36 protein-coding genes are annotated in these 24364 nt (G+C 64.4%); 3 read left to right on the plus strand and 33 right to left on the minus strand.

Features of this window, described 5'->3' with window-relative positions; genetic code table 11:
* Nucleotides 1–4: 4 nt before the first annotated feature.
* From N2K98_RS05520 to N2K98_RS05530, 3 genes are read right to left on the minus strand one after another with little or no spacing between them, the layout of a single operon-like run.
* Nucleotides 5–613 carry a CHAP domain-containing protein gene (locus N2K98_RS05520; RefSeq protein WP_255866638.1) on the minus strand — a complete coding sequence of 203 codons (609 nt, stop codon included), beginning with the start codon at nt 611–613 and terminating at the stop codon, nt 5–7.
* The gene (locus N2K98_RS05525; protein WP_255866637.1) at nt 613–1326 is read right to left on the minus strand and encodes a collagen-like protein; all 714 of its coding nucleotides are present in this window, start codon (nt 1324–1326) and stop codon (nt 613–615) included. The genes N2K98_RS05520 and N2K98_RS05525 overlap by 1 nt, the downstream gene beginning before the upstream one ends.
* A complete protein-coding gene (locus tag N2K98_RS05530) occupies nt 1319–1618 on the minus strand; it encodes a hypothetical protein (protein ID WP_255866636.1) in 300 nt (99 codons plus the stop codon). The genes N2K98_RS05525 and N2K98_RS05530 overlap by 8 nt, the downstream gene beginning before the upstream one ends.
* Before the next feature lie 62 nt (nt 1619–1680).
* Here N2K98_RS05530 and N2K98_RS05535 point away from each other — a divergent pair, with 62 nt between their 5' ends.
* On the plus strand, nt 1681–2088 hold the full coding sequence (locus N2K98_RS05535; RefSeq protein ID WP_255866635.1) for a hypothetical protein: 408 nt from the start codon (nt 1681–1683) through the stop codon (nt 2086–2088).
* On the opposite strand, the gene N2K98_RS05540 is transcribed toward N2K98_RS05535, so the two are convergent.
* The 14 genes from N2K98_RS05540 to N2K98_RS05605 form a co-directional block, all read right to left on the minus strand.
* Entirely contained in the window at nt 2085–2798 is a 714-nt protein-coding gene (locus N2K98_RS05540) for a hypothetical protein (protein ID WP_255866634.1), read from the minus strand. The genes N2K98_RS05535 and N2K98_RS05540 overlap by 4 nt on opposite strands.
* Nucleotides 2798–3868, minus strand: a complete 1071-nt coding sequence (locus N2K98_RS05545) for a hypothetical protein (RefSeq protein WP_255866633.1) — start codon at nt 3866–3868, stop codon at nt 2798–2800. Before N2K98_RS05545 ends, N2K98_RS05540 begins: the two co-directional genes overlap by 1 nt.
* Complete coding sequence (locus N2K98_RS05550) at nt 3868–4809, minus strand: hypothetical protein (protein ID WP_255866632.1); 942 nt, start codon at nt 4807–4809, stop codon at nt 3868–3870. The genes N2K98_RS05545 and N2K98_RS05550 overlap by 1 nt, the downstream gene beginning before the upstream one ends.
* 7 nt (nt 4810–4816) lie before the next feature.
* Nucleotides 4817–5740: a phage tail family protein gene (locus tag N2K98_RS05555; RefSeq protein ID WP_255866631.1), complete on the minus strand. Its 924-nt coding sequence runs from the start codon at nt 5738–5740 to the stop codon at nt 4817–4819.
* Nucleotides 5741–8662 (minus strand): phage tail tape measure protein, encoded by a 2922-nt coding sequence (locus N2K98_RS05560; protein ID WP_255866630.1) that lies wholly within the window; start codon nt 8660–8662, stop codon nt 5741–5743.
* Between the two features lie 221 nt (nt 8663–8883).
* Nucleotides 8884–9414 carry a DUF7426 family protein gene (locus N2K98_RS05565; RefSeq protein ID WP_255866629.1) on the minus strand — a complete coding sequence of 177 codons (531 nt, stop codon included), beginning with the start codon at nt 9412–9414 and terminating at the stop codon, nt 8884–8886.
* Nucleotides 9415–9498: 84 nt separating this feature from the next.
* A complete protein-coding gene (locus N2K98_RS05570; protein ID WP_255866628.1) occupies nt 9499–10011 on the minus strand; it encodes a phage tail tube protein in 513 nt (170 codons plus the stop codon).
* Nucleotides 10012–10022: 11 nt separating this feature from the next.
* Nucleotides 10023–10454, minus strand: coding sequence for a minor capsid protein (locus N2K98_RS05575; RefSeq protein WP_255866627.1), 432 nt, complete (start codon nt 10452–10454; stop codon nt 10023–10025).
* Nucleotides 10455–10796, minus strand: coding sequence for a minor capsid protein (locus tag N2K98_RS05580; RefSeq protein ID WP_255866626.1), 342 nt, complete (start codon nt 10794–10796; stop codon nt 10455–10457).
* Nucleotides 10796–11119: a hypothetical protein gene (locus tag N2K98_RS05585; RefSeq protein WP_255866625.1), complete on the minus strand. Its 324-nt coding sequence runs from the start codon at nt 11117–11119 to the stop codon at nt 10796–10798. The genes N2K98_RS05580 and N2K98_RS05585 overlap by 1 nt, the downstream gene beginning before the upstream one ends.
* The gene (locus N2K98_RS05590) at nt 11116–11529 is read right to left on the minus strand and encodes a head-tail connector protein (RefSeq protein WP_255866624.1); all 414 of its coding nucleotides are present in this window, start codon (nt 11527–11529) and stop codon (nt 11116–11118) included. The genes N2K98_RS05585 and N2K98_RS05590 overlap by 4 nt, the downstream gene beginning before the upstream one ends.
* Before the next feature lie 15 nt (nt 11530–11544).
* Nucleotides 11545–11778 (minus strand): hypothetical protein, encoded by a 234-nt coding sequence (locus tag N2K98_RS05595; protein ID WP_255866623.1) that lies wholly within the window; start codon nt 11776–11778, stop codon nt 11545–11547.
* Nucleotides 11778–12647, minus strand: coding sequence for a phage major capsid protein (locus tag N2K98_RS05600; RefSeq protein WP_255866622.1), 870 nt, complete (start codon nt 12645–12647; stop codon nt 11778–11780). Before N2K98_RS05600 ends, N2K98_RS05595 begins: the two co-directional genes overlap by 1 nt.
* A gap of 15 nt (nt 12648–12662) precedes the next feature.
* The gene (locus N2K98_RS05605) at nt 12663–13298 is read right to left on the minus strand and encodes a hypothetical protein (protein WP_255866621.1); all 636 of its coding nucleotides are present in this window, start codon (nt 13296–13298) and stop codon (nt 12663–12665) included.
* Nucleotides 13299–13421: 123 nt separating this feature from the next.
* On the opposite strand from N2K98_RS05605, the gene N2K98_RS05610 reads away from it, so the two are divergent.
* Entirely contained in the window at nt 13422–13715 is a 294-nt protein-coding gene (locus tag N2K98_RS05610) for a hypothetical protein (RefSeq protein ID WP_255866619.1), read from the plus strand.
* Here N2K98_RS05610 and N2K98_RS05615 read toward each other — a convergent pair.
* The 7 genes from N2K98_RS05615 to N2K98_RS05645 all read right to left on the minus strand — a co-directional run bounded on the left by N2K98_RS05615 (nt 13712) and on the right by N2K98_RS05645 (nt 20252).
* Nucleotides 13712–14788, minus strand: coding sequence for a phage minor capsid protein (locus tag N2K98_RS05615; protein ID WP_255866618.1), 1077 nt, complete (start codon nt 14786–14788; stop codon nt 13712–13714). The two genes, N2K98_RS05610 and N2K98_RS05615, sit on opposite strands and share 4 nt — an antisense overlap.
* Nucleotides 14789–14794: 6 nt before the next feature.
* Nucleotides 14795–15082 (minus strand): DUF6221 family protein, encoded by a 288-nt coding sequence (locus N2K98_RS05620; RefSeq protein ID WP_255866617.1) that lies wholly within the window; start codon nt 15080–15082, stop codon nt 14795–14797.
* A gap of 9 nt (nt 15083–15091) precedes the next feature.
* A complete protein-coding gene (locus N2K98_RS05625) occupies nt 15092–16654 on the minus strand; it encodes a phage portal protein (RefSeq protein WP_255866616.1) in 1563 nt (520 codons plus the stop codon).
* A gap of 26 nt (nt 16655–16680) precedes the next feature.
* Entirely contained in the window at nt 16681–17973 is a 1293-nt protein-coding gene (locus N2K98_RS05630; RefSeq protein WP_255866615.1) for a PBSX family phage terminase large subunit, read from the minus strand.
* Nucleotides 17924–18451 carry a hypothetical protein gene (locus N2K98_RS05635; protein WP_255866614.1) on the minus strand — a complete coding sequence of 176 codons (528 nt, stop codon included), beginning with the start codon at nt 18449–18451 and terminating at the stop codon, nt 17924–17926. The genes N2K98_RS05630 and N2K98_RS05635 overlap by 50 nt, the downstream gene beginning before the upstream one ends.
* A 388-nt stretch (nt 18452–18839) precedes the next feature.
* Nucleotides 18840–19055, minus strand: coding sequence for a hypothetical protein (locus N2K98_RS05640; protein ID WP_255866613.1), 216 nt, complete (start codon nt 19053–19055; stop codon nt 18840–18842).
* Between the two features lie 345 nt (nt 19056–19400).
* Nucleotides 19401–20252 (minus strand): hypothetical protein, encoded by an 852-nt coding sequence (locus N2K98_RS05645; protein ID WP_255866612.1) that lies wholly within the window; start codon nt 20250–20252, stop codon nt 19401–19403.
* Between the two features lie 182 nt (nt 20253–20434).
* On the opposite strand from N2K98_RS05645, the gene N2K98_RS05650 reads away from it, so the two are divergent.
* Nucleotides 20435–20959, plus strand: coding sequence for a DUF4145 domain-containing protein (locus N2K98_RS05650; RefSeq protein ID WP_255866644.1), 525 nt, complete (start codon nt 20435–20437; stop codon nt 20957–20959).
* A 23-nt stretch (nt 20960–20982) separates the two neighbouring features.
* Here the strand turns inward: N2K98_RS05650 and N2K98_RS05655 are convergent, their stop codons facing one another.
* The 9 genes from N2K98_RS05655 to N2K98_RS05695 all read right to left on the minus strand — a co-directional run bounded on the left by N2K98_RS05655 (nt 20983) and on the right by N2K98_RS05695 (nt 24362).
* Nucleotides 20983–21120, minus strand: a complete 138-nt coding sequence (locus tag N2K98_RS05655; RefSeq protein WP_255866611.1) for a hypothetical protein — start codon at nt 21118–21120, stop codon at nt 20983–20985.
* Nucleotides 21120–21443, minus strand: a complete 324-nt coding sequence (locus tag N2K98_RS05660; protein ID WP_255866610.1) for a hypothetical protein — start codon at nt 21441–21443, stop codon at nt 21120–21122. The genes N2K98_RS05655 and N2K98_RS05660 overlap by 1 nt, the downstream gene beginning before the upstream one ends.
* The gene (locus N2K98_RS05665) at nt 21440–21853 is read right to left on the minus strand and encodes a hypothetical protein (RefSeq protein ID WP_255866609.1); all 414 of its coding nucleotides are present in this window, start codon (nt 21851–21853) and stop codon (nt 21440–21442) included. Before N2K98_RS05665 ends, N2K98_RS05660 begins: the two co-directional genes overlap by 4 nt.
* On the minus strand, nt 21850–22203 hold the full coding sequence (locus N2K98_RS05670; protein WP_255866608.1) for a hypothetical protein: 354 nt from the start codon (nt 22201–22203) through the stop codon (nt 21850–21852). Before N2K98_RS05670 ends, N2K98_RS05665 begins: the two co-directional genes overlap by 4 nt.
* Before the next feature lie 95 nt (nt 22204–22298).
* Complete coding sequence (locus N2K98_RS05675; protein ID WP_255866607.1) at nt 22299–22703, minus strand: RusA family crossover junction endodeoxyribonuclease; 405 nt, start codon at nt 22701–22703, stop codon at nt 22299–22301.
* On the minus strand, nt 22703–22894 hold the full coding sequence (locus N2K98_RS05680; protein WP_255866606.1) for a hypothetical protein: 192 nt from the start codon (nt 22892–22894) through the stop codon (nt 22703–22705). Before N2K98_RS05680 ends, N2K98_RS05675 begins: the two co-directional genes overlap by 1 nt.
* Before the next feature lie 205 nt (nt 22895–23099).
* Complete coding sequence (locus tag N2K98_RS05685; RefSeq protein ID WP_255866605.1) at nt 23100–23399, minus strand: hypothetical protein; 300 nt, start codon at nt 23397–23399, stop codon at nt 23100–23102.
* A complete protein-coding gene (locus N2K98_RS05690; protein WP_255866604.1) occupies nt 23396–23809 on the minus strand; it encodes a hypothetical protein in 414 nt (137 codons plus the stop codon). Before N2K98_RS05690 ends, N2K98_RS05685 begins: the two co-directional genes overlap by 4 nt.
* Nucleotides 23810–24017: 208 nt before the next feature.
* Nucleotides 24018–24362 carry a hypothetical protein gene (locus N2K98_RS05695; protein ID WP_255866603.1) on the minus strand — a complete coding sequence of 115 codons (345 nt, stop codon included), beginning with the start codon at nt 24360–24362 and terminating at the stop codon, nt 24018–24020.
* Nucleotides 24363–24364 lie beyond the last annotated feature (2 nt).

Raw genomic sequence — 24364 nt, forward strand, 5'->3', positions numbered from 1 at the left:
CCTCCTATCCCATCAGTTCGAGCATGAATGGATCATCGGTGGCAAAGGTGCCAGTGGGCATGATGCTCGCGGCCCCGCCGAAGTTGCCCAGCCCCGGGCACTTGCCCGGGATGGGTCGGAGCACGCCATAAAGATCGGCTTTGGACCACGTGTGCAGGCGTGCGGGGGAGCCGTATTGGTTGAGATACTCGTCCTCGTAGGCGTCGCCCAGCCCGTTGGCTTCGAGAACCTGGAACGTGCCGTTACCGAAGTCCTGGACAACCATGCCGATGTGTCCGTACCCATTGCCGGCACCGCGGCCCTGTGCTCCGAACGCATTCCGGTTGTAGACGAACGTGTCCCCGGGGTGGAACGTCTCGTGCGGCAGGATCCCGTCGAAGTACTCCCAGATCGGATCATCCGCGGGGAGCTCCCACACACCGGCCGCGTCGTATGTGCGCTTGATGGCGGTGGACGGGATGCCGAGGAATGTCCAAGTCCAGTTCCACAGGTCCATGCACTGGTTCCCGAAGCGCCGGTCGAAGTTCAGGGCGTAGCCGGTGGTGCGGCCGACCGTGCGACCGTTCCACTCGCTGACCATCCACTGCACGAACGCTTGAAGCCTTGGGTCCATTAGGGTGCCTCCGTGGGGATCGGGATGGATGTGAGGCGGCAGGGGCCGTCGCTGGTTTGGGTGGTGCCGTCGTCGTAGCTGACCACCCAGTAGGAGCTGTCTCCGGTACCTTCGCAGACGATGGCGGCGATGCCTCGGCCAGGTGCCCCGGGGGCGCCGTCCGTGCCGTCCGTGCCAGCGGGCCCGGCTGGGCCTTCCGGCCCGGGAGATCCCGCCGGCCCTTGAAGCCCGTCCGCCCCGTTCAGGCCGTTCAGTCCGTCCGCTCCCGCCTGGCCGAGCAGACCAGCCAGCCCCTGCGACCCCTCGGGACCCTCCGGGCCTTGCGGACCTTGCGGACCAACCGGCCCCTGAACCCCGTCCCTGCCGTCCCGGCCGTCCTTGCCGTCCCGAGGGATAACCCCGGCAGTAGGCTCGGTTGCCACGGCAGTGAGTTCGGCGCATCGGTCTGCGTCGTATATCTCGACGTCGCCCTTCTCGCACAGGACGGTCTGCAGCTCCTGCGCATACTCCTGCTTCTGCTGCTGCTCCGTCGCCGCCTCACGCTTCGAGGCATCCCGGTCAAGGGACAACTGCCAGGCAAGGACCGCGATCACCACGACAGCCACGAACAGCAGCCCGGACACCGTGAACAGCCACCACTTCTGGCGGCGATCCACATGCCGGTCATGCTCCATGTTCTGGATTGCCTCGCTGAGGTTCTTGGGATCAGTCATCGTCGTCCTTGGGTAGGGGTGTCCAGGTTCTGGGGTTGGGCTCAACGCCGAGGGCTTTGAGCTGGCCCCACCAATTCATGCCGTCACTCTCACGGGAGGCAGCCAACTCCTTCAGGCGGGCAATCTCTTGATCCCGCTGGGCTAGCTCGCTCGTCAAATGGGCGATCACGAGGGCCTCGTTAGCTTCGCGCCGCCGGTCAGCACGCTTGATGAAGAAAGCCACCGCGCCGCCGGTCGCACCGCCGACCGCGACGATGAACGTACCGGTGGCCGTAATGAGTGTGGGATCCACATTGGGGTCCTCCCTGTGGGTAGGCCGAAAGGAACGTCGGTGCGCGTTGTTAGACTGCGCAGATGGAAAAGAAATCAGCGTTATTGGGGGCCGCCGGGACGCTCGTAGTCCTGGCCGGAGCGTTTGGTGTGGCCGCGGCCGCGAACGCAGGGGACAAACCGGAACCGAAACCGTCCGCGACAGCAACGCCCACACCGTCACAGACCGTTACCGAAGTACCCGTGGAGGAACCCATCAGCACCCCGACCGCAGCACCGGTCCCAGCCGAACCGGCACCCGTAGCGCCCGCGCCCGTAGTGGAAGTTCCTGCCGCACCGGCGCCCGTGGCCCCGGCACCCGTGGCCCCGCCGGCTGAGGCACCTGCACCCGCCCCAGTAGCGGATACGCCTCCGACAGGACCCGTACAAACCAACGTCGATGCCCCTGCAGTGAGCGGAAACGCGGACCCCAACAACGAGGGAAGTTCCTAACGGGTATAGATCGCGAAAGCGTTCAAAGTCGCACCACCCTGCGTGGCGCCCCAATTACTGCCGGTGTTCTGCAGGACCAAACGGCACGCTATCGAGCCGCCGTCAAGGTTGTCGTACACCTGCTGCCGCACCGGAACGAGGGCGCCGTCGCTTTTCCCCTCCACCCGCTGAAACCGCTTCGCCCCCCACTGCTCAGCAGCAAGGTTCGGCGCCTTGATGTAAACGCGCCCAGCAATGGAGGACGGATTGTCCGTAGGATTGACGACACCTACCGAGCCCTGAACGACGACCAACGCCCTCGTGTAGCCGGGCGGTATACGAAGCTCAAGCTGGCAGACCGTCGCCTCTTCGGATGTGACGACAAGCGCGCTGCTGTCGTTGTACGAGGCCTCGTAAGCGAGGGGGCTCATCAGGGCATCGTTCTCGATGCTGCCGGGGCGGAGGGTTAGGGGCCCCTGGATATTCACGGGCCCGTCGAAGGCCGCTGATCCGTCCGAGGTGCGGAAGCGGATCCGCTCCACGCCCTCCTCGTCCACGAACCGTTGCCCGTCCGAAGCCAGGAATATCTGACCCTCGTCCGGTTTGCCAATGGACGCAGACTGCAGCCGCCGGGCGGAACCCTGCTGCTCCACCTTCCGAGCCAGGTCGTTATGTTTCTGCGCGGGCGTGGTCTCCGTAACCCGGCGGGGGATACCCGACGCATCAACCATTAGGCGTCCTCCAGCTTCGCGAGTGTGGGCTTGTATGTTTCGGCGGTCGCGTCCAGGGACCAGCCCACGACGACCATGAGGGTATCGATACTGCGGGTTGGCGCGTCGATGGTGGCCCGGGCTGAATCGCCCAAGGTCAGATCGCCGAGTTCCGTGCCCTGCCCTGAACGCACCGTCAGGGTGAGGATGTCCTGCCCGCCGAATAGTTGGGCGGCCGTCCGGTGCGCGTGGGACTGGATAGTCCGCTGGTCGGTGACGCCGGAGAACTGCCTGCGCTCCTCCAACCGGACCCACCCCGCAGCTTCCCGGGCCGTGTCAATGACGGGGGTGGACATGACCTTCGCGTCTCCCTCGCCGTCGCCGATGGTACGGACGTGGGTGGCGGCGTCGCCTTCACCCCACGGGCGGGAATGATCGAACTCCGTCACGTTTCCCGGCATGTCGAAGACGTGGTCCGGGTGCTCCACCCGGGCTCCCAAATAGGGGTAGCCGGTCCGGAACGTGTACTTCACCCGGGAATGCGTATCGTTCGTCCAGTCGACGTCGACAGTCCAGTTGAATCCGTTCTCCACCGCGGCGAGTTCCTGCAGCCGGTTGTAGACGCGGGCGTTCTCATCGTCTTCGTACTCCCGGTCCCGCAGCACCCCAGTCCGGGGGCAGTCGTACTCGAGCGGGATGCCGGCGGCGTCACCGCAGATGGAAGCGAGCTGCCGGGCGATGTCCGCCTGGTCGACACTCAGGAATCTGAGGGTCGGAACATACCGTCGCAGGAAGTACCCTTCGATGGTCACACACGGGTAACTGACGATCTCCGCGCTGTCCGTCGGGTCGTCATTCGGGATGCCGTGCCAGACGATATTTTCTTCCTCGTCCAGCACCAGGATCAGGGACCGCCACGGCAGGAGCATCTGCTCCCACCCATCCGGCACCCCGTCGGCCAGGACGGGTAGCACGAGTGTGCCCGTGCCGTGACCCTGCAGCACCCGGGACGGTTCGCCCTCAATCTCGAACGGCGCCGAGTCCAGCACTTCCCCGGTCTTCAGCTGACATATCAGGAACGTGTACGCCATCAGTAGCCGTACGCCGTGAAAGTCAGTCGTAGGTTCGCGACGTTCTTGACCAGGCTGCCGTCAGATGCGCGGCATGCAAGGGCCAGACGCGTCCGCCCCGATAGCCCTTCATCCAATTGGTAATGGACGAGTCCGATGTAGTTGCCCTGATAGACGCTGGTCAGTTCGGCGCTCACCAGTGCGTTGGGGAACGGGTTCTTGAAGATATATCCTGCGAAGCCGTTGCCATCGGTGCTGACGGAGACGGTTGCCGTGAGACCTGTCAGCGCCTCCTGATGCGCGGTGTCGGACAACATCCTCAGTCCGCTCTCCCAGCGTGACCCCGAGTAGACCTGCTCCCGGCCAGCCAGGTCAAGGCGGGCCACGCGCAGGCCCTCGTAAAGGGCAAGCGAGTTGCGGTCGTCTACGTCCCGCACGGGGATGGGAGCGCCAGCCGTCGCCGTGAACGGACAATCCACCGTCATCGTAGGGCCACCATTACCCGCCCGCGGTACATAAACCTGAGCGATATGCAGCGAGTTCACCGGCAACGCGGGCAGGCCGGGAAGCGCCGCCGGTTTGCCGGCAATAACCCGCAACACACCCTTGCGGGACCCGGCCGCGCCACCGTTGTCCGGATCCAATACCTCCAGAACCACTCGATCTATGCGAGGGTTCGTTGGATCAGCGACCCCAACCGACCCCTCGGCGTTCGTCACTGAATCCACGCCGGTAACGTATGCGCCTTTTGCTGTGCCGATAACGCACATGAATGGCCCCACCCGCACCACCGAACCAGACAGGTCCGTGGTCGGTGCTGCCCCCAAAACACCCGACCGATTTACGCCGGGAGACGACTGCGCGAACGCCGCCCCCATGTTGCGGCGCATGACCTCCGCCGAGTACTTCGGGAGTTTGGTCGCGTCGTCGGCGTTGATTGTTGAGGGGAGGATTACCGCCATCGGGAACCTACTTCCATGCGTCGTACCAGGACGCGGTCATGGTGGCCGTCGGCGAGTAGGCCGCGGCATCGAATTTGAGGGTGTTCAGTCCGGGGCCGAGTTCGAACCATCGGCCGCGGAGCGAACCGCGGCGGGATACGCCGTTGAGATTCACTGTCCGACGGTCGAAGTCGACGGCCAGCGTCTGCCCGGCCAGGACGTCCAGGTCGAACGTCATCACTTCGCCGGTCTCCCGCCGCTGAATGGACGGACGGGGAACCGGGCCCTTGATGCTCGCCACGACTGGCGCCGGAGCGGTCCCGGAGTTGAGGACCGGAATCTCGCCGGACACCACGACGGCGTCCACAACGAATGGAACAGCAGCCGGGAACACAAGGCCCCCACTAGTGGACGGCAGTGCGGTCGTCGCCGAATGGGTAGGCCCGGAGCCGTCACCGGCCAACCGCCTGTAATCCGGGGCGAACAGCTGGAACGAATACCGGACCATCCACGGGTTCACCCAGACAGGGTCTGAAGGGTCCCCGTCCAGGCGTGCCCGCACGTGCCGGCGCAACCCGTCCTCATCCACCACCAGTGGCGCCGTGTCCCGGTCAGGGATAAGCCCCATCAGCTGGTCAAGGGCGGCCACCAGTTTCAGGTGCTGGGCCTGCCCTTCCGCGCCGTTCCCGGGACGGACCCGCAAATCACCGCTGATGACCAGGGTGCGGCCCGTCGAATGGGCTTCACCCAGCCAGGCACCGTGCTGCTGCCAGCGTTGCGTGGCCGTCCCCGTCGTGCCCGTGCGGGCGCTCCAGCCGACGAATGGTTTCTTCACCGACCAGAGCACCCCATCCTCATCCCGGCCGGTGAGCGGCAAACCGTTCATCGTCAGAGCAAACCGGGAGAACGGCTGCAACGGCAGGGGAGGGGCGAAGGCATAGATCAACTGCATCTAGACAGCCCCTTCCAGGACGCGTGCAACCTTCACCGCGGTGGCCCGTGGCGTAGTCGAATCGGGGATAGAGATGTAGGCGGTCGAGGTCCGGGTGTGGACCGGGGCGGGCGTGTTCGAGAACCCGTAGTCCCGCTGGTCCGCCCAACCTCCTGTGCCCGCATAGGAGCCCGTGACCGCAAGCTCCGGTTGGATGCCGGTCTCGATCATGGAAGACACGTCCCCGAGGGTCCCCTTGAGCGCGCCCATCTGGGAACGCAGGCCTTCCTGCAAGCCGGTCATGATCCAGCCGCCGGCAGGAACCAGCAGGGCAAGGTCATAGGCTTTCGGGCCCTTATGGTCCGCGATCCAGTCACCGATGCCGCCGACGAAGTTCTTGACGTCCTCGTACTTCTGCTTGAGCCCGTCAAGGAATCCGGTGATGATCTGCACACCGGCGTTCTTCAGCAACGACCCCATATTGCCGAGGGCATCGAGGATTTTGCCGGGAAGTTCCTTCACCCAGCCGACCAGGCCGAGGAACTTGTCGACGGCGGCGTCCTTCATGCTCAGGACCCACTGGCCCATCTGGATAGCGAACCCGCCGATGGCGGCCAACCCGGACAGGATCCGGCCCGGGATGCTGGCTACGAAGTCCACGATGGCGTTGAAGACGTTCACCGTGGTGGACTTGATGTTCTCCCACGCGCCCGCCAGGAACCCGATGATGCCGTTCCAGATGTCCATGATGAAGGACTTCACTGCCTCGAAGGCATTGGCAATGATCTGCCGTACCTGATCCGCGGCGCCTGTCGACTGCCCGGTCAGCAGCCCCCAAACAGTCATGTAGTAGCCGACAATGAAGTCCCACACCGCGGTGAAGATGGCCTTCACGCCATCCCAGAGGCCGGTGAAGAACCCTACGATCGGCTCCCAGATGCTGCGTGTGATGTTGACCAGCTGCGCCCACATGCCCTGCACGAGGCCCCAGATGGCCGTCATGGCACCGCCGAAGAAGCCGACGATCTTGTTCCACCCCGAGGAGACGAGCCCGCCGATTTCCCCGAACTTGCCGGTGAAGATCGCGATGATGACGGCCAGGACCGTAGCCACAACGGTCTGGATGATCTCCCATCCAGCCTTGAAGATCGTGGTCACCACGCTGATGTACGTAGTGAAGATCGTGGAGATGATCGTCCAAGCCACACCGATGATTGACTGCACCTTGTCCCACGCCGCGGATACGGCACCGGTGATGTGCCCCCAGAAGTCCTTGAACATGCCGACCGTGTTGTTCCAGAACCCGCTCAGCACACCGGTGATCTTCGACCAGGCTGCGGAGGTGAACGCTGAGACCTTGTCCCAATTGGCGATGACAAGGGCGACGAGTGCCACGACGGCGGTGATGATCCAGCCGATGGGACCCATGGCGAGGATCCAGCCGGCGGCCATGCGGGCACCCTGGATGAGGGCTTGCGCGCCCATGAGGACCCACCCAGCCACGACCCCGGCCGCGGTAACGGCCATGGACGCAGCAGTGGCAACGAAGCTGCCGATCATCCTGTACGACTGGGCGACGTACAGGGCCCCGGCCTTGACGGCACCGGCCGACATGAGCGCCCACGCGGTTACATGAGCGGCTGCGGTCAGGGCGGCCTGAACTGCCAACCGGATGAACACCGGGATCAGCAGCGCACCGATGACGGTGGCGATGATGCCGATGGTTCCCTGGTTCTGTGAGAACCAGTTCCCGAAGGCCTGCAGGGCGGGTAGAGCGTTGGCCGTGACCCACGCGCCCAGCTGGGTGACAGCCGGGCCCACAGTGTTGTTCAGGAACCCGGCGAACGTCGACAGGGTCGGCATGATGTTGACGTTGACGAAGTCGATCAGCGCGGTCTGCGCCTGCCGCTTGAAGCCTTCGAACCCGGCCTTCGCGTTGGAGGCAACATCTGCCATCGCCTTGTCGGAGGCCCCGGCCACGGAATCGAAAGCGTCGCCCATCGGGTCGATCTGACCAAGGAACTCCGGGATCTCGTTGACGCCGAGGTCTTCCAACGGGGTGCCGAACAGGGCAATCGCTGCCGCCGCACGGGCAGACGGGTCTTCAATCTCCTGCAGCCCGTGGATGATGTCCCCGAACGCGGTCTGGGCGTCCACGCCGCCAGCGAGGAGCTTGTTGCTCATCTCCTGCTGGTCCATGCCCAGCGCCTCATAGGCTGCCCCGGAAGCGGTCGACATATCCGTGGACCGGATCGTGAACTCTTTCAAAGCGTCACCGAGCTTGTCGATGCCGTACATGCCCTTGTCTGAGGCGTTCACAAGCAGGCCCATGCCTGTTTCAGCGGCGATGCCGAGCTGAGCCATGAAGGGCCCGTATTCGTCCACTGCGTCGAGGATGTCCTCGCGGACCGCTGCCGGGACCTTCTGCAGCGCGTTCGTGAGCAGGTCAGCTGCGTGAACGCCGTCCGTCGCGAAGCCCGAGGTGATCATCTGCCCGGCGACCTGGGCCGCCCGGGAGACGTCGATTTCGAAGACGTCCGCAAGGGTGAGCATCCGCTTGGTCATGTCTTCGACGTCGGCCTGGGAGGCGTCCCGCATACCCTTGATGGAGGACATGACCGCCGAGACGCCGACCTGCACTTCCTCCATGGATTCGCCGAAGTTCTGGGAGAACACAGAGCCAGCGGCCTTGCCCGATACTGCGGCCTGCTCCTCAGTGAGGCCCAGCTGCGCCTGCACACGGTCGTTGCCGGCTTCCATGTCGATCGCATCCGCGATGCCCTTGGACAGGGCGGCCCCGATAGCGACAGCGGCAGCAGCAGCGACAGCAGCACCGGCCACCCCGAACGCCTTCAGATTGTCCTGGGCGCCCACCAGTTCGCGGTCGAAGCTCGTGGCGTCGAGGCCGAGGGTGCCGAACAGCTGGCCAATGTTCAGTGCCATCGGGCCTCCTATTTACTTTTTGCGGGGTGGTGGCGGCGGGTTCAGTTCCATGCCGAGCCGCGTGGACGGCATGGTGCGCCCGTCCGGGGTGAAGGTCGGGGGCTTATTCAGCAGGCCAGCGATGCGGATCGTCAGCCAAGCCCATGTGCGCTCACGGAGGATGCCGGAACCGACGTCGATCCCGGCATCCTGCAGGTCAGCCTCGATCAGCCGCCAGTGGGTCAGGATGTCTTTCCACGTGCGCCCTTTGCCGTGCCCTTCGGGGTACTCGTAGTAGTCCGAGAGCCCGTCTTTGTACTCGCCGCGCCCGTACGGGTTCGGGTCGCCGTTCGGCGCGCCGCCCTGTTGGGCGGCACCGCTTTTCCCCCGGAGTTGAAGTACTCCTCTGCCTGGTCGCGGCCGGCAACCGTCCAGAGCACAACGGTCTGGGCGAGGTGGTTGATGCGGACCTGGGAGACGCCGTCGGAGATCAGCTCATCCAGGGCGTCACCGAGGGCTTCACGCTGCAGGTCCCGGTTCCGGCCCGCTTCCAGGACCCGCTCGACGTCGGCGGGGAGTTCAATCTCCTCGGGAGCGTCCGTGCCGGTCTCCTTGGCCTTACGCTGGGCGTCGGCCTGCGCCTTACCCGCTTCCACGATCGCCTGAAACCAGAGTCCGGACTCGGCGGTCACGCCGTGGATGACGTATTCCTTGCCGTTGAGGGGGATGCGCAGGGTGTCGTCGAGGACTTCTGCGAGGTCTTTGAAAGCCAATGTGTTCTCCAAGGGTTTGAGGGGTTCCAAGGGTGGGGTGGTGGCCTGCCCCGCCGCCCTTGGAAACGGCGGGGCAGGAGTCGGTTAGGCGGCGGGCTTTTCTTCCGGGTCGAAGGACAGCGCGCCGGTCGGGGTGTCGACGTCGACTTCTTCCAGTGCCCCGCGCCCGGCGAGGGTGAATTCCGCCGTCGTCAGGTCCGTGCGGGAGCCGCCACCTTCCGTGAAGGAGCAGTCGGCCACGCCGGTGACGCCAACGGTCGCGCCCTTCTTGTAGGTGCGGAAGTGCACGAAGCCGTCTTCGGCGACGCCGCGGCCAGCCGTGCGCATGATGTCCTGGCCGGGGTCGGCGGGCATCGTGGCGCGGGGGACCTTCACGGTGCCGGTGACCTCGTACTCGAGACCGGTGGCGACCTGCGACGCCCACGCACCGGAGTCGAAGTCCGAGTCGTCTTCGAGGTTCTTGGACACGCCCGGGGGAGTGAAGTCCTGCATGCCTCGTACGCGGGTGAAAGCGGTGGGGGTGATGCCGTCGGTGTAGGGGGCTACTTCGAGCACCCAGTCCGAGACGACACCCGGGGTGATTGTTCCTGCTGCCATGATTTTTGCTCCTAATCGGCGCGGTTGGGTCCAGTTCGGGTGAGCTGGATGTAGTAGTTCTGGCTGATTTCCTGCCGGCCGTTGCCGTCGGTGCCGAGGTTCGCCCCGGATTGCCGCCAGATACGGACGATGGGGATGCCCGCCCAGGTGACGGCCTGCAGGTTGTGGAGGGCGTCGAAGACCGCGTCTTTGGTTTCCTTGGCGCTGGTCTTGTTCTTGGCGCCGCGGATCCAGAGCTGCAGGCCCACGACGCTGTCGGTGCCGGGGGTGTCTTCGACGTCGTAGAGGCTCATTGCGATGCCGCGGTCCGGGGTGGCCGGCAGTTCGTCGATGGTGATGGCGACGTCGGTGGCCTTGTAGGTGCCCGTGGCGAGCCACCGGCCGGCACCCTTGGCCCCGAGGTATTCGCCGACAGCGGTGAGGAGGTCAATCTCGAAGGACATTTAGAGCTCCCCGCTGATCGTTCGGGCAATGATCTGCCGGACCACGGGGATCTCGGAGTTCATTGCGTTCTCCAGGAACTTCGCGGACCGGCCGGCGTCGTGCCGGTTCCCCATGTCCTCGTGCTGACGGACGGCGTACGGGGTGTCGTAGGAGACAGCCGCCTGGAAGTTGTCCGGGTCGGTGGAGGCCACCCCGGATCGTTCCAGCGTGCCTTCCTCGATGGGGACGGCCTGATTGGAGACGGACAGGATGTGTTCGGCACTGAGTGCGAGGCCGCGGGCGGTGGCCCCGCTGATGATGTCCCGCGCCCGGAGGTTCGTATTGACCTGCCAGCCCGCCATCAGGTGAGGCTCACAGCGATGTGGTCGGGCAGGTCGAGCGGGCCGGAGTCAGCGTTCGCCACGGCGATGACCTCGGCGTCCCGGTGGGGGAGGTGCACGGTCGCGCCGGGGGTGAACTGCTCCCGGTACTCCGGCGGCGCCGTGATCGTCGTAGACGAGACCACCTCGGTGCCGTTGCTGTCCCGGACGAAGGTGCGCTTGTCGGCGACGAAGCAGCGCAGGGGTTCCGAGGTGGCGACCTCGTCACCCCACGGGCCTCCGCTGACAACCGTGTCCACCGTGACCGTGTGGATGTAGAACTCCTCAAGGTCATTGGCGCTCACAGCAGCTGCACCGCCCCGCCCAACAGCCCGGCGTCCTCCAGGATGTAGTAGGCGTCCGGGCCCAGCGTGCCGGCAGCGTTGGCGCGAGCCTCAGCCGTCGACACATAGGTGGAGTATTGGACGGACGCCCCGTTGATGGACTTCGACGCGGCCAGGGGTTTCACGCCCGCGGCCCCGAGCGTGGGGTCCACGCCCATGTCGGCCCAGAACTTCACCTGCGCGCAGGTGGCGTCCCGGAAGGCGTCCACAATGTAGGGCTCCACCGGCATCCCGTGGCCGTCCGTCCGGTAGCGGGCGGTCTTGGTACTGGACCGGACGAGGGATGAAGCGGACCGGAGGAGGCCCGCAGCGTTCTCAGGAACATCGACCTTCGCGTCGGTCAGGTCTTCCTCTGTCGCGTACGTACGCATGCGGGCCTCCTTGGGTTACTTGTCGGTCTCGAACATGTCCCGGATTTCGTTCCGCGACAGTTCCTTGAGGGCGTCAGGGAACTTGCCCTGCGCCACTGCATACTCGGCCCACTCTTCGCGAGAAGCGTTGCCGGCGGGCTTACCCGCACCGGCAGGCTCCTGCGCCTCTACGGGCCGGTCAGGGTTCTCGGCCAGCAGAGAATCCGTCTCTGCCGGCCGCTTGTGATACCGCCTCAGGAGCATGCTCATCAGGCCGCAGCGTTCCAGTTGATGACCAGGACGCCGCCGTCGTTGATGCGGTGGGTGGCGTAGTGCATGTTGGTGGTCACCACGTTGGCGCGCTTGAGGATGTCGCGGTCCTGCTCCACGATCGGGCGGCGCTTGTACTTCAGGCCAAGCGCACCGTTCTTGAGCAGCAGGGACTTCCCGGCCGGTACGCGGTTGGTGACGAAGGCGGGAACGCCGCCGAGGTCACCGATCAGGCCCCGGTTGATGATCCCGTTCGTACCCGCGCCCTGCTGGGCTGCAATGAAGTTCGGGTCCTTCATGATGCGGGCCCGTTCCGAGCTGTTCAGGTAGAAGCCGGAGAAGTCGCCCGGCTCCCAGTCGTCACCAAAGATCGCCGAGGCGTCCACCAGCCCATCCCAGCCGATGGAACCACCGGCGTTGAACAGCAGGGGGGAGGAGTCGACAGCGGGAGTGCCGTCGGAGAAGGTCCGCCCGCCCGTGACCACGGCAGTGGCCGCGGCGTACAGGTCCGCGTCGATCTTGCGGGCAGCCAGGACACCGAACTGGCGGATGGCTTCGTCCTGGGCGTTGCCGAGGCCGACGAGCTGCGCGGTGTCGGAGATCTCGACAGCCTTGCCTGCTTCCTTGATGCGCGCCTCAGTCGCGGACTGGGTGAGCTTCTCGGTGTCCATCGGGACCAGTTCTTCGAGGTCTTCCATCTCGCCGAGCGCGTTCCACTTCGGGAACTTCACGACGTCGCCGGGCTGGCCGACAAGCTCGTCGTCGGTCACGGTGGCCTGGAGCAGGATGGACTTTCCCTTGAAGGAAGCCTGGGCGAGGGAGGCCCATACTTCCGGGACGTAAAGGTCGTTGCTGGTTGTTTCAGCCATGTTGGCTCCTAAGGGTTATCCGGCGAGGCGCCGGAACAGGTTGGGGTCGGACTTGTACAGGGCGTTCTTCTCCGCGTTGGACATGGCGTCGAATTTCGCCTGCGTTACTGCGCCTTCGCCGGACCCGCCGTTGAAGTCTGCGCCGCTCGAACCGGCCACCTGGACCGCTTTGAGCTTGGGGTTTTCGTTGACCGCCTCGGTGATGGCCTTGGTGATGGCCTTCGAGTCCGTGGGGTCGAGGTCCGCGATCTTCGCCAGGAAGCCGCGGGAGTCTAGGAGGGCGTCGGGGTCGGCGCCGTGCTTGCCGGCGGAGCGGTACACGGCCAGCTCGGCTTTGAGCTGCTTGGTTTCCGCGTCGCGTTCGGAGAGGAGCTTGGTGAGCTGCGCCGGGTCGGCCTTCTCTTCCGGTTTCGCGTCCGGGTTGAGTGCCTTCTGGATGGCGTCGAGGGTCTTCTTCGCAACCCGTTCGTCGCCGTCGTCCTTGCGGAGGTCACGGATGAGCTTCTGCGCGGCCGGGGGCAGGGACTCGACCTTCCCGTCCCATTCCTGGGCGGCGGGCTCAGCGGGCCTCGGGTCCGGCTGTGCGGGCGGAGTCGGCTGCGGTGCCGGCGTCGGGTCGACGGGCTGCGGTTCGGTGGGATTCTCAGACAAGGGTTCCTCCAAGGAAGTGGGCATGAAAAAGGGAGCCACCGTGTCGATGGCCCCTTGGGGTTCAACGAGTCTGTAGGCTTTCTCTGCTCTGGCAGGGAGCCAGGTGTGGAGAAGGGGGATCTAATGACAGTCCGTGTACACCTCGACCCGAAGGGGCCGGCGACCGCAGACGCCAACAACGGTCATTTCAAGGACGATGACAAGGTCGAATACGCTTACTCGACGACGGACTACGGGGTGCTGCGCGTTCTTGCCGCGACGAAGCACGAGGATGACTGGGGCATCCTGGTGGAGTTTCCTCCGTCCGCCTGGCACATGGTCGGTGGGAAGCGCTTCGTTGAAGACAGCAGTGGGCTGCCGGCCATAATGGGTGGTGCGACGCTTAAAAAGGTCTGGCACGACGACGTCGCGAACTAGCGTGCGGTGAGGTTCGTCCGGTAGCTCAGGTTCTTCCGGTCGTTGGCTTCGCGCCAGGCAGTGAACTCTTGCTGCTTGGCGCGGAGCTTTCCTTTTGCCACCCTCGCTTCGGCGTCCCCATAGGATTCGGCGATGGCCGTCTCCCGTTTGAGCTCCCGGATGCGGCGTTCGTAGGCGCGCTGCTTGGCCCGGAGAGCGTTGCCTTCCGGGTCTGCGGTGTCGGTGCGGGCTTTGGTGATGCCGGGCAGGTAGATCGAATGGGAGTGCCGGCAGTTGTTGTGGTAGAGTCCGTCGCCTTTGGCTTTGGCGAGGGAGGCGTACACGGTCTTGCCGTCGGAGAGGCGGCCCATGGTGCGGCCGGACAGGCTGAGCACCTTGCCTTCGAAGGGCCGGCAGATGGCGCATTCCTCGGGGGCATTGGAAACAATGACTGTATCCACGCCGAGTTCCTGGATCCGGTCCGTGTGGCCCTGCAGCATGGCCGAGGCCGTGGATGAACGGACCGCCATCTCCGCGTAGGACGCCATATTCCAGCGCCGGCCAGCGGTGTCCCGGAAGCCGGTGATGCCCTGCTTCGCGAACCTGGTCAATGCCAGGCGTGATGCTTCCCGGCGTGTGGCCGTCCCGAGAGTGGTCTGCGCGGTCACCTGCGTGATGACCTGCTGGTAGATGTCCATCGCGGCCCGGCGGATCTGGAACTGTGCCGGCTCAATGAACCGCATCGTCTCCGCGACCAGGGCAGTCACCGCGCCGGTAGGCTGCACGGCGTTGAACGCCCCGTTGATCAGGCCCACGCTGGTGAGCTCCGCGCCCGCGGTGGCGATGCCCCGGTTGTAGGCGAACCCGATGGCTTTCTCCACCGCACCAGGAACGCCCGCGCCGAGGTCGGCCAGGATCTTATCCATCTGCCTCTGCAGGAAGTGGATGTTCAGGAGCTTCTGCTCCACCCACTCCGGTGCATCAGAGCCCGCCGCGAGGGCGTTGGCGATGCGCTGCAGCAGGAGGGTTTCCGCTTCTGCGTACATTTCCTGCACCCCCTTGGCGAGGGTCGCAGCATCATCGGGTCTGATCATCCGGGGTTAACCTTCCTGCGCCCAGTCGGGCTGGTAATCGGGGTGATCGGCATACACGGCGGCGAGGGCGCGGAGCAGGTCAGGCCCCTCGAGCGTTTCGTAGGGTCCCCAGTGCTCCACGATCGCCCGCTTGGCCGCGCACTCGGCAAGGACGCGGTCAGCTCCAATGGTGAGCATCAGATCCCCGCTTGCGTCCTCTTCCAGCAACAGGCTTCCAGTGGCCTGCCCGAACGCCTGTGCGGTTGCCTCATCCTCCGCAATACGTGCGACGAGGAACTCAGTGATCGTGATCATCCGGGCATCCTATCCTGTGGCTCCGACGGGTTCGGGGGCTGGTTCAGGTGGTGTGGACAACCCGGCGCCGTCCTTCCCGAAGTCCTCCGGGTCGGCCAGCTCCCCGCCGAACTCCTCGCGGATCTTCGCGACCTCGTCGTCGATCTGGGTTTCGTCCCAGTCCGGATGACCGCGGCGTACCCGCGTCTCCACGCTGGCGGACTGTGAGGCCCAGTCCAGCTGGTTCGTGCGTGCGATGGCTTCCGGATCATCGGACAGGCCGTCAGGGAAGCTCACCGTCACATCGAGCGGTTGCGCGCCCTTGCCCGGGAACACGACAGCGTCCACGGCCAGCGTCTTCGCCAGGATGTACTCCAGTGCCGGTTTCAGGCCGAGGATCTTCCGCTTCCGGGTGATGAACGAAACCCGTTCCCGCGCACCAACCTCCGTGGCTGTGACCGCCCCGCCATCGTCCACCATGCCGAACGTCTGCGGGGAGTACCCTGCGGCGCCGAGGATGATGCGGCGGAAGTGGTCGATGGCTTTGAGGAAGTCCTCGGTCCGGATTTCGAACTGGACCTGCTCGATAGCCATCTTCTCGGACCCGGCCGAGGACGGTGCCGCCTTCACGGGGGTGAAGATGCTGGCGTCGAGGTCGAACCCTGCGCCCATGCCGGCGCCGAGGTCGCGGAGCATGGACTCGCCCACGATCAGCCGGCCCTTACCCAACCGGATGTCGCGCAGCCAGGAGGAGTACAGCTCGTCGAGGGCGTCGAGGGATTGTTCGATGCCTTCGAGGTCGGAGCGGCCGAGGTTCGCACCGAGCGGGTCGTGCCGCCACAGTGCGGAGGGGCTGATGTTGGGGGCGTAGGCGACGGCGAGGCCCTCGGTGAGGGTGTCGATCTTCCCTTCCGCATCCACCTGAATACCCGCGGTTGCCGGCTGTTCGGTGAGCGGGACCATGACACCGAGGTTGTCCGTCGTGCCCTGGTACAGGCCGTGGAAGATCACCCCGTTACCGTTCACCAGCTCGTGGCGTTCAAGGTGCCGCCACACGGTGGAGTTCTCCTCAGCAACAACCCGCCAGAACGTGACCGCTACCAGCTGCCCCCACGAGAACACCGGCAGGGCCATGTCCATATCCACCTTCGTGATGAAGGCGTGGTCACGGGTCTTCACATCCCATGCGGTGCGGAAGTACACACCGCCGAGCGCCGCACTGATCTCCGCAGCGGACACGATGGTCTGTTCGAACTGGGGTCCCGCGATGAGGTCCAGGCGTTCCTGCACCTTCTCGTCCTCCACAGTGGCCGTGGCAGGCTCCGAGAACAGCAGGTTGGCACTGGTCCGGCAAATCTCCTGGCCGAGGCTGATGTGGATGTTCGAGGTGTCCTGCTGCTCGGTGGGCTTGGACCCGAGGAACCAGGTGCGCAGCCTGCCGAGTACACCCTTCCGGCCATGGTTCCCGCGGGCGTAAATGTCCGCGAGAGCATCGGTGTCGTTGGAGTACAGGGCACTGTATTCGCGGAGCTTGGGGAGGATGTTGTCCAGCTCTGCGGGAGGCCAGGTGGTGCCGTTGGCGGGTAAAGCCACAGGGGCCTCCTTCGGGTTGTTGCGGGTTATGCGGCTAGGTCTACGTAGGGCCGCCAGTTCGTTTCCGTCGTGGTGATGACGTACCGGCCCGGGTCGATGGAGTCGTCCGCGACCTTGAGCGGCTTGTCCTCGCCCCGCTCGGTGGCTTTCGGGTCCCACGAGTAGCCGGGGAACTCCTGAATGATGCCGGGGCAGCGGTCGGAGACGAGGAGCTTGCCGGCCATCATCAGGGACGACATGGTGCGGATCCCGTACAGGACGTCGTTGTCGGCGTTGATGATGTTGTTCAGCCCGTCGGCGGCCAGCTGCACCTTGAACGATGCGGCGGCCGGGTCAACGATCGTCCACTCAGGTTTCAGGGACGACGGATACGGCAGGTGGTCTTCGTCCAGCCAGGCACGGATCGCGGCGGACTGCTGGGCGTCGGTCATCCGCAGTTGGGCTTGGCCGGCTTCGTACCGCCATTCGTCCACGAAGTAGAGCCGGTGGTCTGTGCCGAGCCCGAGGATGATCGCTGAGGTGGCGTGCGTGGTGCCGTAGTCGATGCCGACCCCGAACAGGCGGGTCATTTGGGGCAGCTGTGACCAGCGGATGACCTGCCCAGGGAGGTCTTCGGCGTCGTGGTAGTTGGGGTTCCAGAAGTCGAAGACAGCGCCCTCAGCGGCCACCCATTCGCCGAGGATGAAGCGCCGGTACCAGAGGCCCGTGAATTCGTTCTTGATGGCCTCCACATAGGAGGGTTTCAACGAGGGGTTGTCGTCGATGGTGAAGGACCAGCGGGTCCAGTCCAGGAGCGGGTTCGTGAGCGCCCCGATGCGGTCGAGGAACTTCTTCTTCAACCAGTGCGCGGGGGAGTCAGGGTTGGTGGTGCCGAACAGTTGTGCGCCGTCGACGGACATACGGCCGAGGAGCTGGGTGAAGAACTCCTCCGGGATGGTCGTAACCTCATCCACCAAAGCGCCGGCCACGGTCATGCCTCGCAGGACCCGTTCCGCTTTCGCATCACTGGCACCCATAACGTGCACGACCCGGCCAAGGATCTTCACGGTCGGCGCACCATAGTTCCCGACGACATGTTTGGCGAGGTCACCGAACAGGTCCGTGTTCTGCAGTGGGGCGATCATGTTCCGCCACACCGAGTCCCTGGTCCGGCCGATCATCAGCAGCTCACCGCCCTTGGGGGCGCGGGCCACGAACATCAGCCACCGCAGCAACGCGATGATGGTCTTCCCTGACCGGATCGCACCCTCAAGGATGTTGACGCGGGCGTTACTGTTCTGGAGGAACTGGAGCTGCTTCGGGGACACCGCTGTCGCCACCGGTCACCCCTATCTGCTCCATGAGCCGGTCCAGCATCGACACAGCACCCTGCACACCGTTATCTGTGTCCACAGCTTCGAGCTTCGCCGTCGTCGTCATCGCAGTCCCCACAGCCTGCAGCAGCGTCTTCTTGTCGTTCGCCGGGATGAAGTCCAGGGTCTTCGGCTTCTCCTCACCAAACGAAGCTTTCAGGATCGTCCGGAACTTCGGGGCCTCCAGATCGTCCAGGATCTTCTCGGCCTGCCCGTACAACCGTTCGGTGATGTTCTGCCGGCGGAGCTTCCCATCGAACACACGAGCCTCAACCGCTTTACGCGTACGTTCGGTTCGTATCGTTCGAACGCCGGCCTTCTTGGCCCAGCTCATGACGGTGGTTTTGGGGATGCCGAGTTGTTTCTCTACGGCGCTCGGCCCGTGGGTTTCGTAGAGTTTGAGGGCTTCGGTGCGCTGTTCGGGCGTGTATCTGCTCGCGGGCACATCGTCACCTCCGGGGTCGTACGGATAACCTTGGCTTGCTCAGCAGCGGCCAAGGGCTTGTGTCGGCTTGCGGGATTCGAACCCGTGTCTCTTCCCCGCTGGGAAGTGTTCTAGAGCTGGCATGTCGGCGGTGCCTGGAGTGTCTAGAATCCGGCCCTCTGCCCTGCTTCGCCCACACACACCGTTGAACTATCAGCCGTGGGTGCCGGCGTCTCTCGACGAGCGGCGTAGATACAGTCACCAGCCTTTCGGTAGGTCCTGCTTTCCTTCATCCGTCGGTAGCGAATCGTCGGAAGTCTGTGCGAGGTCTTTCACCCACTGTGGTGTGGGGAGGCCTTGTTTGGCGTCGGTGGTGATGCGGAGGCGGGCCGCGGCGATGCGGACCCGGTCAACGTGGTTGGAAGCCAATGCGTCCACGCCGGTCCTCGTAGTACTCGGGTTGGTCCCGGTAGCCGGCGTGCAGCTCCGGTTCGCTCGTGTAGGAGTGTGCGTGTTCGAGCTGGGTGAAGTTGTTCCCCTCGGGCTGGGGCTCCTGGTCCTCTTGGTGTCCCATCTGGGCGGCGTGGGCTTCCAGCCAGGCGCAGACGGCGCGGTACAGGCGCACGGTTCCTCCAAGGTGGTTGACGGCTACTCACTCGCCCCGCTTGATCGTGTGGGTGGGCCGGGGGTTTTCGCCGTCAAGTGTGTGGGGTGCTGTCCCGCAGGAAGGACCATTGCAGGGTCGAAAGGAATCCGCCATTGAGAGGCCCCGGCCCTACCTTCACCAGGTACGTGATACGAGGGGGGCGGCTGGTGTTGACGGGACAGCACCAAGATGTGGGTGAGGCCCCGGGTTATGGGGGTTCCCGGGGCCTCGTGCGCGTGATCCCAAAGACAGGAATCGCACTATGACTTAAACCTACGTGACAGTTTCGGATATATCAAGTGCTGCGTGATACTTTCTCTCCTGTTAGGCGGCAAGGCGGGCACGCTTGTAGCCGGCGGCTTTGGTTGCGGCCCAGAGGTCGCGGACGTCGGACACCCGGTACACGTTCCGCCGGTCGGCGACCTGGCAGTATGCGGCCTCGAGTTTCCCGCGGCGGGCCCATTGCCGGATTGTGGCTTGGGGGAGTGCTTCCCGGGTGACGGGGTCGGAGAGCATGCGGCTGATCTCGGCCGCGGTACCGTGCTGGTACTCGGCTGCAGCCAAAGCGCGTTCCCGCCAGTCGGATACGTCCCATTCCTGCCCGCATTCCCGGCAGCGGGCGTAGGGCCGGCCGGTGAGTGCGTACAACGGTTGCTCGCAGGTGGTGCCGTCCTCGTGTTCGGTGGGGCACATGCCGGCGAATACGCGTTGCCCTGCCCGGTCGGTGGCCCGGTTGCAGTCGTTGAGGGCGTCCCGGAGTTCCTGGAGGAGGTCCCCGGCCCACTCTTGCCGGAGGATGATGTCCCGGCGGACGTACAGCCATGCGGCGACGGCGGGCGGTTCCCCGGCGGCTTGGCCGAGGTGTTCCGCCCACCCACGGAGGATCACCTCCAGTGTGCGGGCTTTGTCGAGGGCGTCCAGGTTCGCTGGCTCCTGGGAGCTGGCCTTGCCTCCGCCCCCGCCAACGCTGCCGGCACCGACGTCGAGCTTCCGTGCACTGGTCAGGATGTCCGCCCACGTGCCAGGGACCTCCCGCAGGCAGTCGGTGAGCTGTCGGGCGTGCTTCGGGCACAGGTGGATGCCGTCCGGGGTCGCCGCCTCACAGGTGGCCGTGCACTCGGTTGAGGCACTCCTAAGCTCTGCCGACCCTTTGTTGTCATGGATGGAACGGGGCATGCGATAGCCTCCTCTAGATACTTCCGAGAAATTGATGAATAGGGGCATTTGTGGCGAACGCAATCTGTGGGCGGTGCGGGACTTACACCCATATGACGGTGATAGATGCGGGCAACTGGTCCATGCGAACCAACAGTGATTTTTGGCTCGAAACCGCTTTTCGATGTGATGCGTGTCGAAGGATGAATATTGGCGTCTCCAGAGTTGGGAGTGTGCCCTCGAGTTGGGAGACAAACCGCGCTGTGGTCGTCGGTTGGTGGGACACCAAAACTCCTGAGTCCTGGACACCCAGTTTCCTGCAGGGTCAGGACTACCCGGATGTGCCTCAGGACATCGGGGAGCCCGCATCCGAGGCTCACCAGACGTTTAGTATCGGTGCCATACGGTCGTCTGTGCTTATGGCTCGATCGGTCATCGAAGCTGTGGCCAAGGATCATGGAATCCATAAGGGGCCCTTGGTTGCCAAAATTGATGCCCTCTCCGCCGCCAATCTGATCAAGGACTTTACGAAAGACACGGCCCATGTGATTAGGGCATTTGGCAACGATATGGCTCACGGCGATTTCGGAGTTCCTCTGGATAAGGAGGATGCCGAGGGTGTTCTGGACTTTATGGATTTGCTTCTCCGCGAGGTCTATCAAGACCCTGCCAAGCTCAAAGCACTCAAGAGCAAGGCTGATGCCAGGAAGGCCACGCCGGCACCCTAAAGCGCATGCCTGCTTGGTGGGGCTCACGCTGCGGCTCCTTCTGGTTGGGTTTCGATGGCGGGTTCCGTCCACCCGTTGGCGGTCAGTAGTTCCCGGGTCCGGTCCGTGACCTCGAAGCCGTCCTGGAACCGGGACTCCATGACCCCGACAAGCGCGCCCATCAGGCGCCGTCGGCTTTCGCCTGGTCGATGATCTTCTGGTCTGCCTCGTAGTAAGCCTGTGTCGGGTCACTGACCTCCACGAGGATGAGTTCGCGCCCGTGGGTGATCCATTCCGGGTCGATTAGTTCATCCATGGCGCCAATCATCTTGAACAGGACGGGGCCACCCGTCACATAGTGGGGCAGCGCAAAGGCAAGGCAGTCAATGAAGCTCCCCTTGTTCTTTGGGAAGTGCCCAGTGATGTGCCAGATGGACTCAGGCTCCGCTGCAGTCCATGGCCGCCGGGCGATCATCTCCTGCTCAAGCCGCTTGAGGTCGCTCATCCTTCGGCCTTCCTGTCGTGGATGGCCTGCACGAGGGCGTGGCCTTCGGGGTCGTTCAGGGCCGCGGTGAGAGGGTCAGCGTCGCCGCAGTCCCAGCACTGTCCGGCCTTGATGTCGAACTCGGGGGAGGCTTTCGCCAATCGGTTATGCCCCCTTATGCGGTCGTCGCACGCAACATACGGAAGCGATGAGATGGAGGTCCGGCGGTGCTTCTTGCGGGCTTCCGGCTTGATTCCTGCCTGGTCAAGCTCACGGTCCGACCAGTCACGCCAGTGGTGGCGGGGCCATTCCGCGACAAGTTCCCGGTGTTCGTAACCGTCCTCGATGCCGCAGAACGTCTCATTTTCCTTGACCTCGGCGCGGCTCTGCTCGCACTGCAAGCAGGTGTCCTCGGCCATTCCCGCGCTCATCGGGTGGCCTCGGCTTCCGGCTCGTAGAGGACCGTCGCGGGGAGGAACTGTCCATGATCGTTCAGCTCGTCCAGGCTGAAACGCACCCCGGTCACAACGTTCTTGAGCGGGGCTCCACTGCTCGGCAAGTAGTACGGATCCGAGTAACTGGCGGACTTCAGGAGCATCTCACCGTCCAGTTCTTCCGCCGTCGTGATGGTGCGGGGCTTGCGGTAGCCGGCGGCGAGGATCTTCGCAGCGATGCGTGTGGATTCGTGCCCGTCGAACGGCTCGTAGAAGACCTCGACGGCATCGTTGAGTGTCCCTGCGAGTTCGTAGCATTCGTCGGTGGTCTTGCTATCGTTGGTCATATCGAACTTCCTTGGTCGTTGTTCGGTCGTGCCCCGGCTGTTCGCGCAGCGCGGGGTCTTTACGTCTTCCATCAGTCTACCGCCTAGCACTTGATTTATCCCCCAGTGACAGGCGGTATTTCGGTCACGGTTAGGACCATTTCCTTGGGTGCTCCGGGCCGGTAGACGATCGACGGCATGGGCTTCTCCATCCATTCGGGGGTGTCGTTCGGGACGATCTGGTGGTCCATGGGTTTGGTGCCGGCCAGCGCGTCGCAAAGCGGTTTGAGGGTCCATGCCAGGTTGTCGACGTCGCGGGCGATCCGGTCGGGCACGAACCATGTCAGTTCCACCCGGCACCGGTCCAAGGCTGGGATGCCTGCCTGTCGGGCCAGGAGGCCCATGGCCTGCCGTGTGTCCCGGACCTTCTTGGCGTGGGCGTACCGGTTCGAGTAGCCGCCGTTCGGCTTCACCGGTGGAGTCGCCCACGGCAGGGTGATCGACCAGGAGCGGGCGGTCACTACTCCCACACCCTTTCGCGGCCCGGGAACAGGTCCCCGTCGCTGGTCCCGCATCCGTCGCATTTAACGGCTGGGGTCGGTTCGTAGTAGCTGGGCTGCACCTCGGCCATCACTGTGTAGGCGAAGTTCCGGCGCTTACGGCAGTTGAAGCACCAGCGTTCGCCCAACTCCTCGCGGTGAACCTCTCTCATTGTTCCTGGTCGGTTGATGTGGGCGACTGTGCCGCCTCCGAGATAGACGTAAGTCATGCGGTCCTGCTTTCCGAGGCTGTGCGCCTCTGTGAGCGTTTGGTTGGAGCTGGGGTGGGGAATTACCCCAGCCGGGGGCTTATCGCCTGTCAGTGGGCGTGTGTCGCCTGCTGGGAGGTATCCGAGGCAGACGGAAGAGAGGAGAACTTCATACGGGTTCCCCCGAACAGTCGCAGATGCCGTCCTCATCGAAGTGCTCCTCGTCCGAGTCATTGTGGATCAAGTCGATGCTGTAGACGACGAGTGCCCCGTTTCCATAGGGGTCGAGGTACTGGGTTGCCATATGCTCCCCGTCGCTGGCCCACGCACTGAGGTCGTGGCCGCGACCAGGCCGACTTTCGGGCTGGTACGCGATGTGCCATTCTCCGAGGTCGGTCCCGGTGATCACTTCGATGCGGCGCTCAGCTTGCTCCAGCGCCTTCTGCTGCCTGTCCGTCAGTGTGCTCATGCTGTTGTCTCGCTTTCTGGTTGGTAGTGCTTTCCAATGTGTGTTGCTGGCCGCTGCCCGACCTTCACGTCCGCCTGGCAGCACCGGCAGTTCGCCGCCGCCTCCTCCGCATGGTCCTCACACGCCGGACCCCGGGGGAGGACCGCAGGATCCGTAGCCGTCGACGTCCAGTGCTTTCCATCCGCCGGAAACAGGTTCGGTGTCCGCTTCGCATGCCGGCCATCCGGGCGCACCTCCGTCGCATACGCCGCCAACGCCCGGAGGACGTGCCCGAAGTCCTGGGCGAAGGGCAAACCGCCCGCGTCATTCGCTTCCCGGAGGAGCTTGCCCGGCTGGTTCGGAATCCAATCCGGCCGCATCGCCAACATCGCAGCCACCAGGCGCTGCCCCTCCTGATTCGAGAGCTTCATGCCATCCTCCGAAGGGTTTCCCGGCGGCGTGCGTCCCGGCCTCCCCGCGTTAACAAAGCGACGATCGCCGCTTTTCTCTCCCCAGAATCTTTAAAGGCCAGCCACCCCAAAAAGGTGAGTATTAAGTACTTGGTCTTGGTCTTGGTCTTGGGCAATGTTCCTGACGCGTTCCGAACGCGTTCTGTCCCACGGGACAACCTGCGGGACATCAGCGTTCCTCCGCCGTTCCGTTCCTGTTCTGCCGCCATGCCGCTTTCCGTTCCCTCGCCCTCGCCTTGTCCTCCTCAACCTGCTTCTTCGTCCGCTGGTACTCGTCCCAGGAAAGGAACCGGTAATCCTCCTCGGCAGCCGTCCAGAACCCGGTCTTGATCAGCTTCTGGGCCAGCTGCTTGCCTCGCGGCCACGACTCGACGTACCAGGCCGGCACGAGCCCGTCCGTCAGGTAATCCGTGCAGTAGGTGCCGCAGACCAGCCAGAGGCCCATCGCCTCCAAGCCGGCCTTCCGCGGCTTCGGATGGGAATGCATTTTGTCGTCGGCGTTAAACCAGGGCATTA

The organism is Arthrobacter jinronghuae (genome assembly GCF_025244825.1).
Lineage (GTDB): Bacteria > Actinomycetota > Actinomycetes > Actinomycetales > Micrococcaceae > Arthrobacter_B > Arthrobacter_B jinronghuae.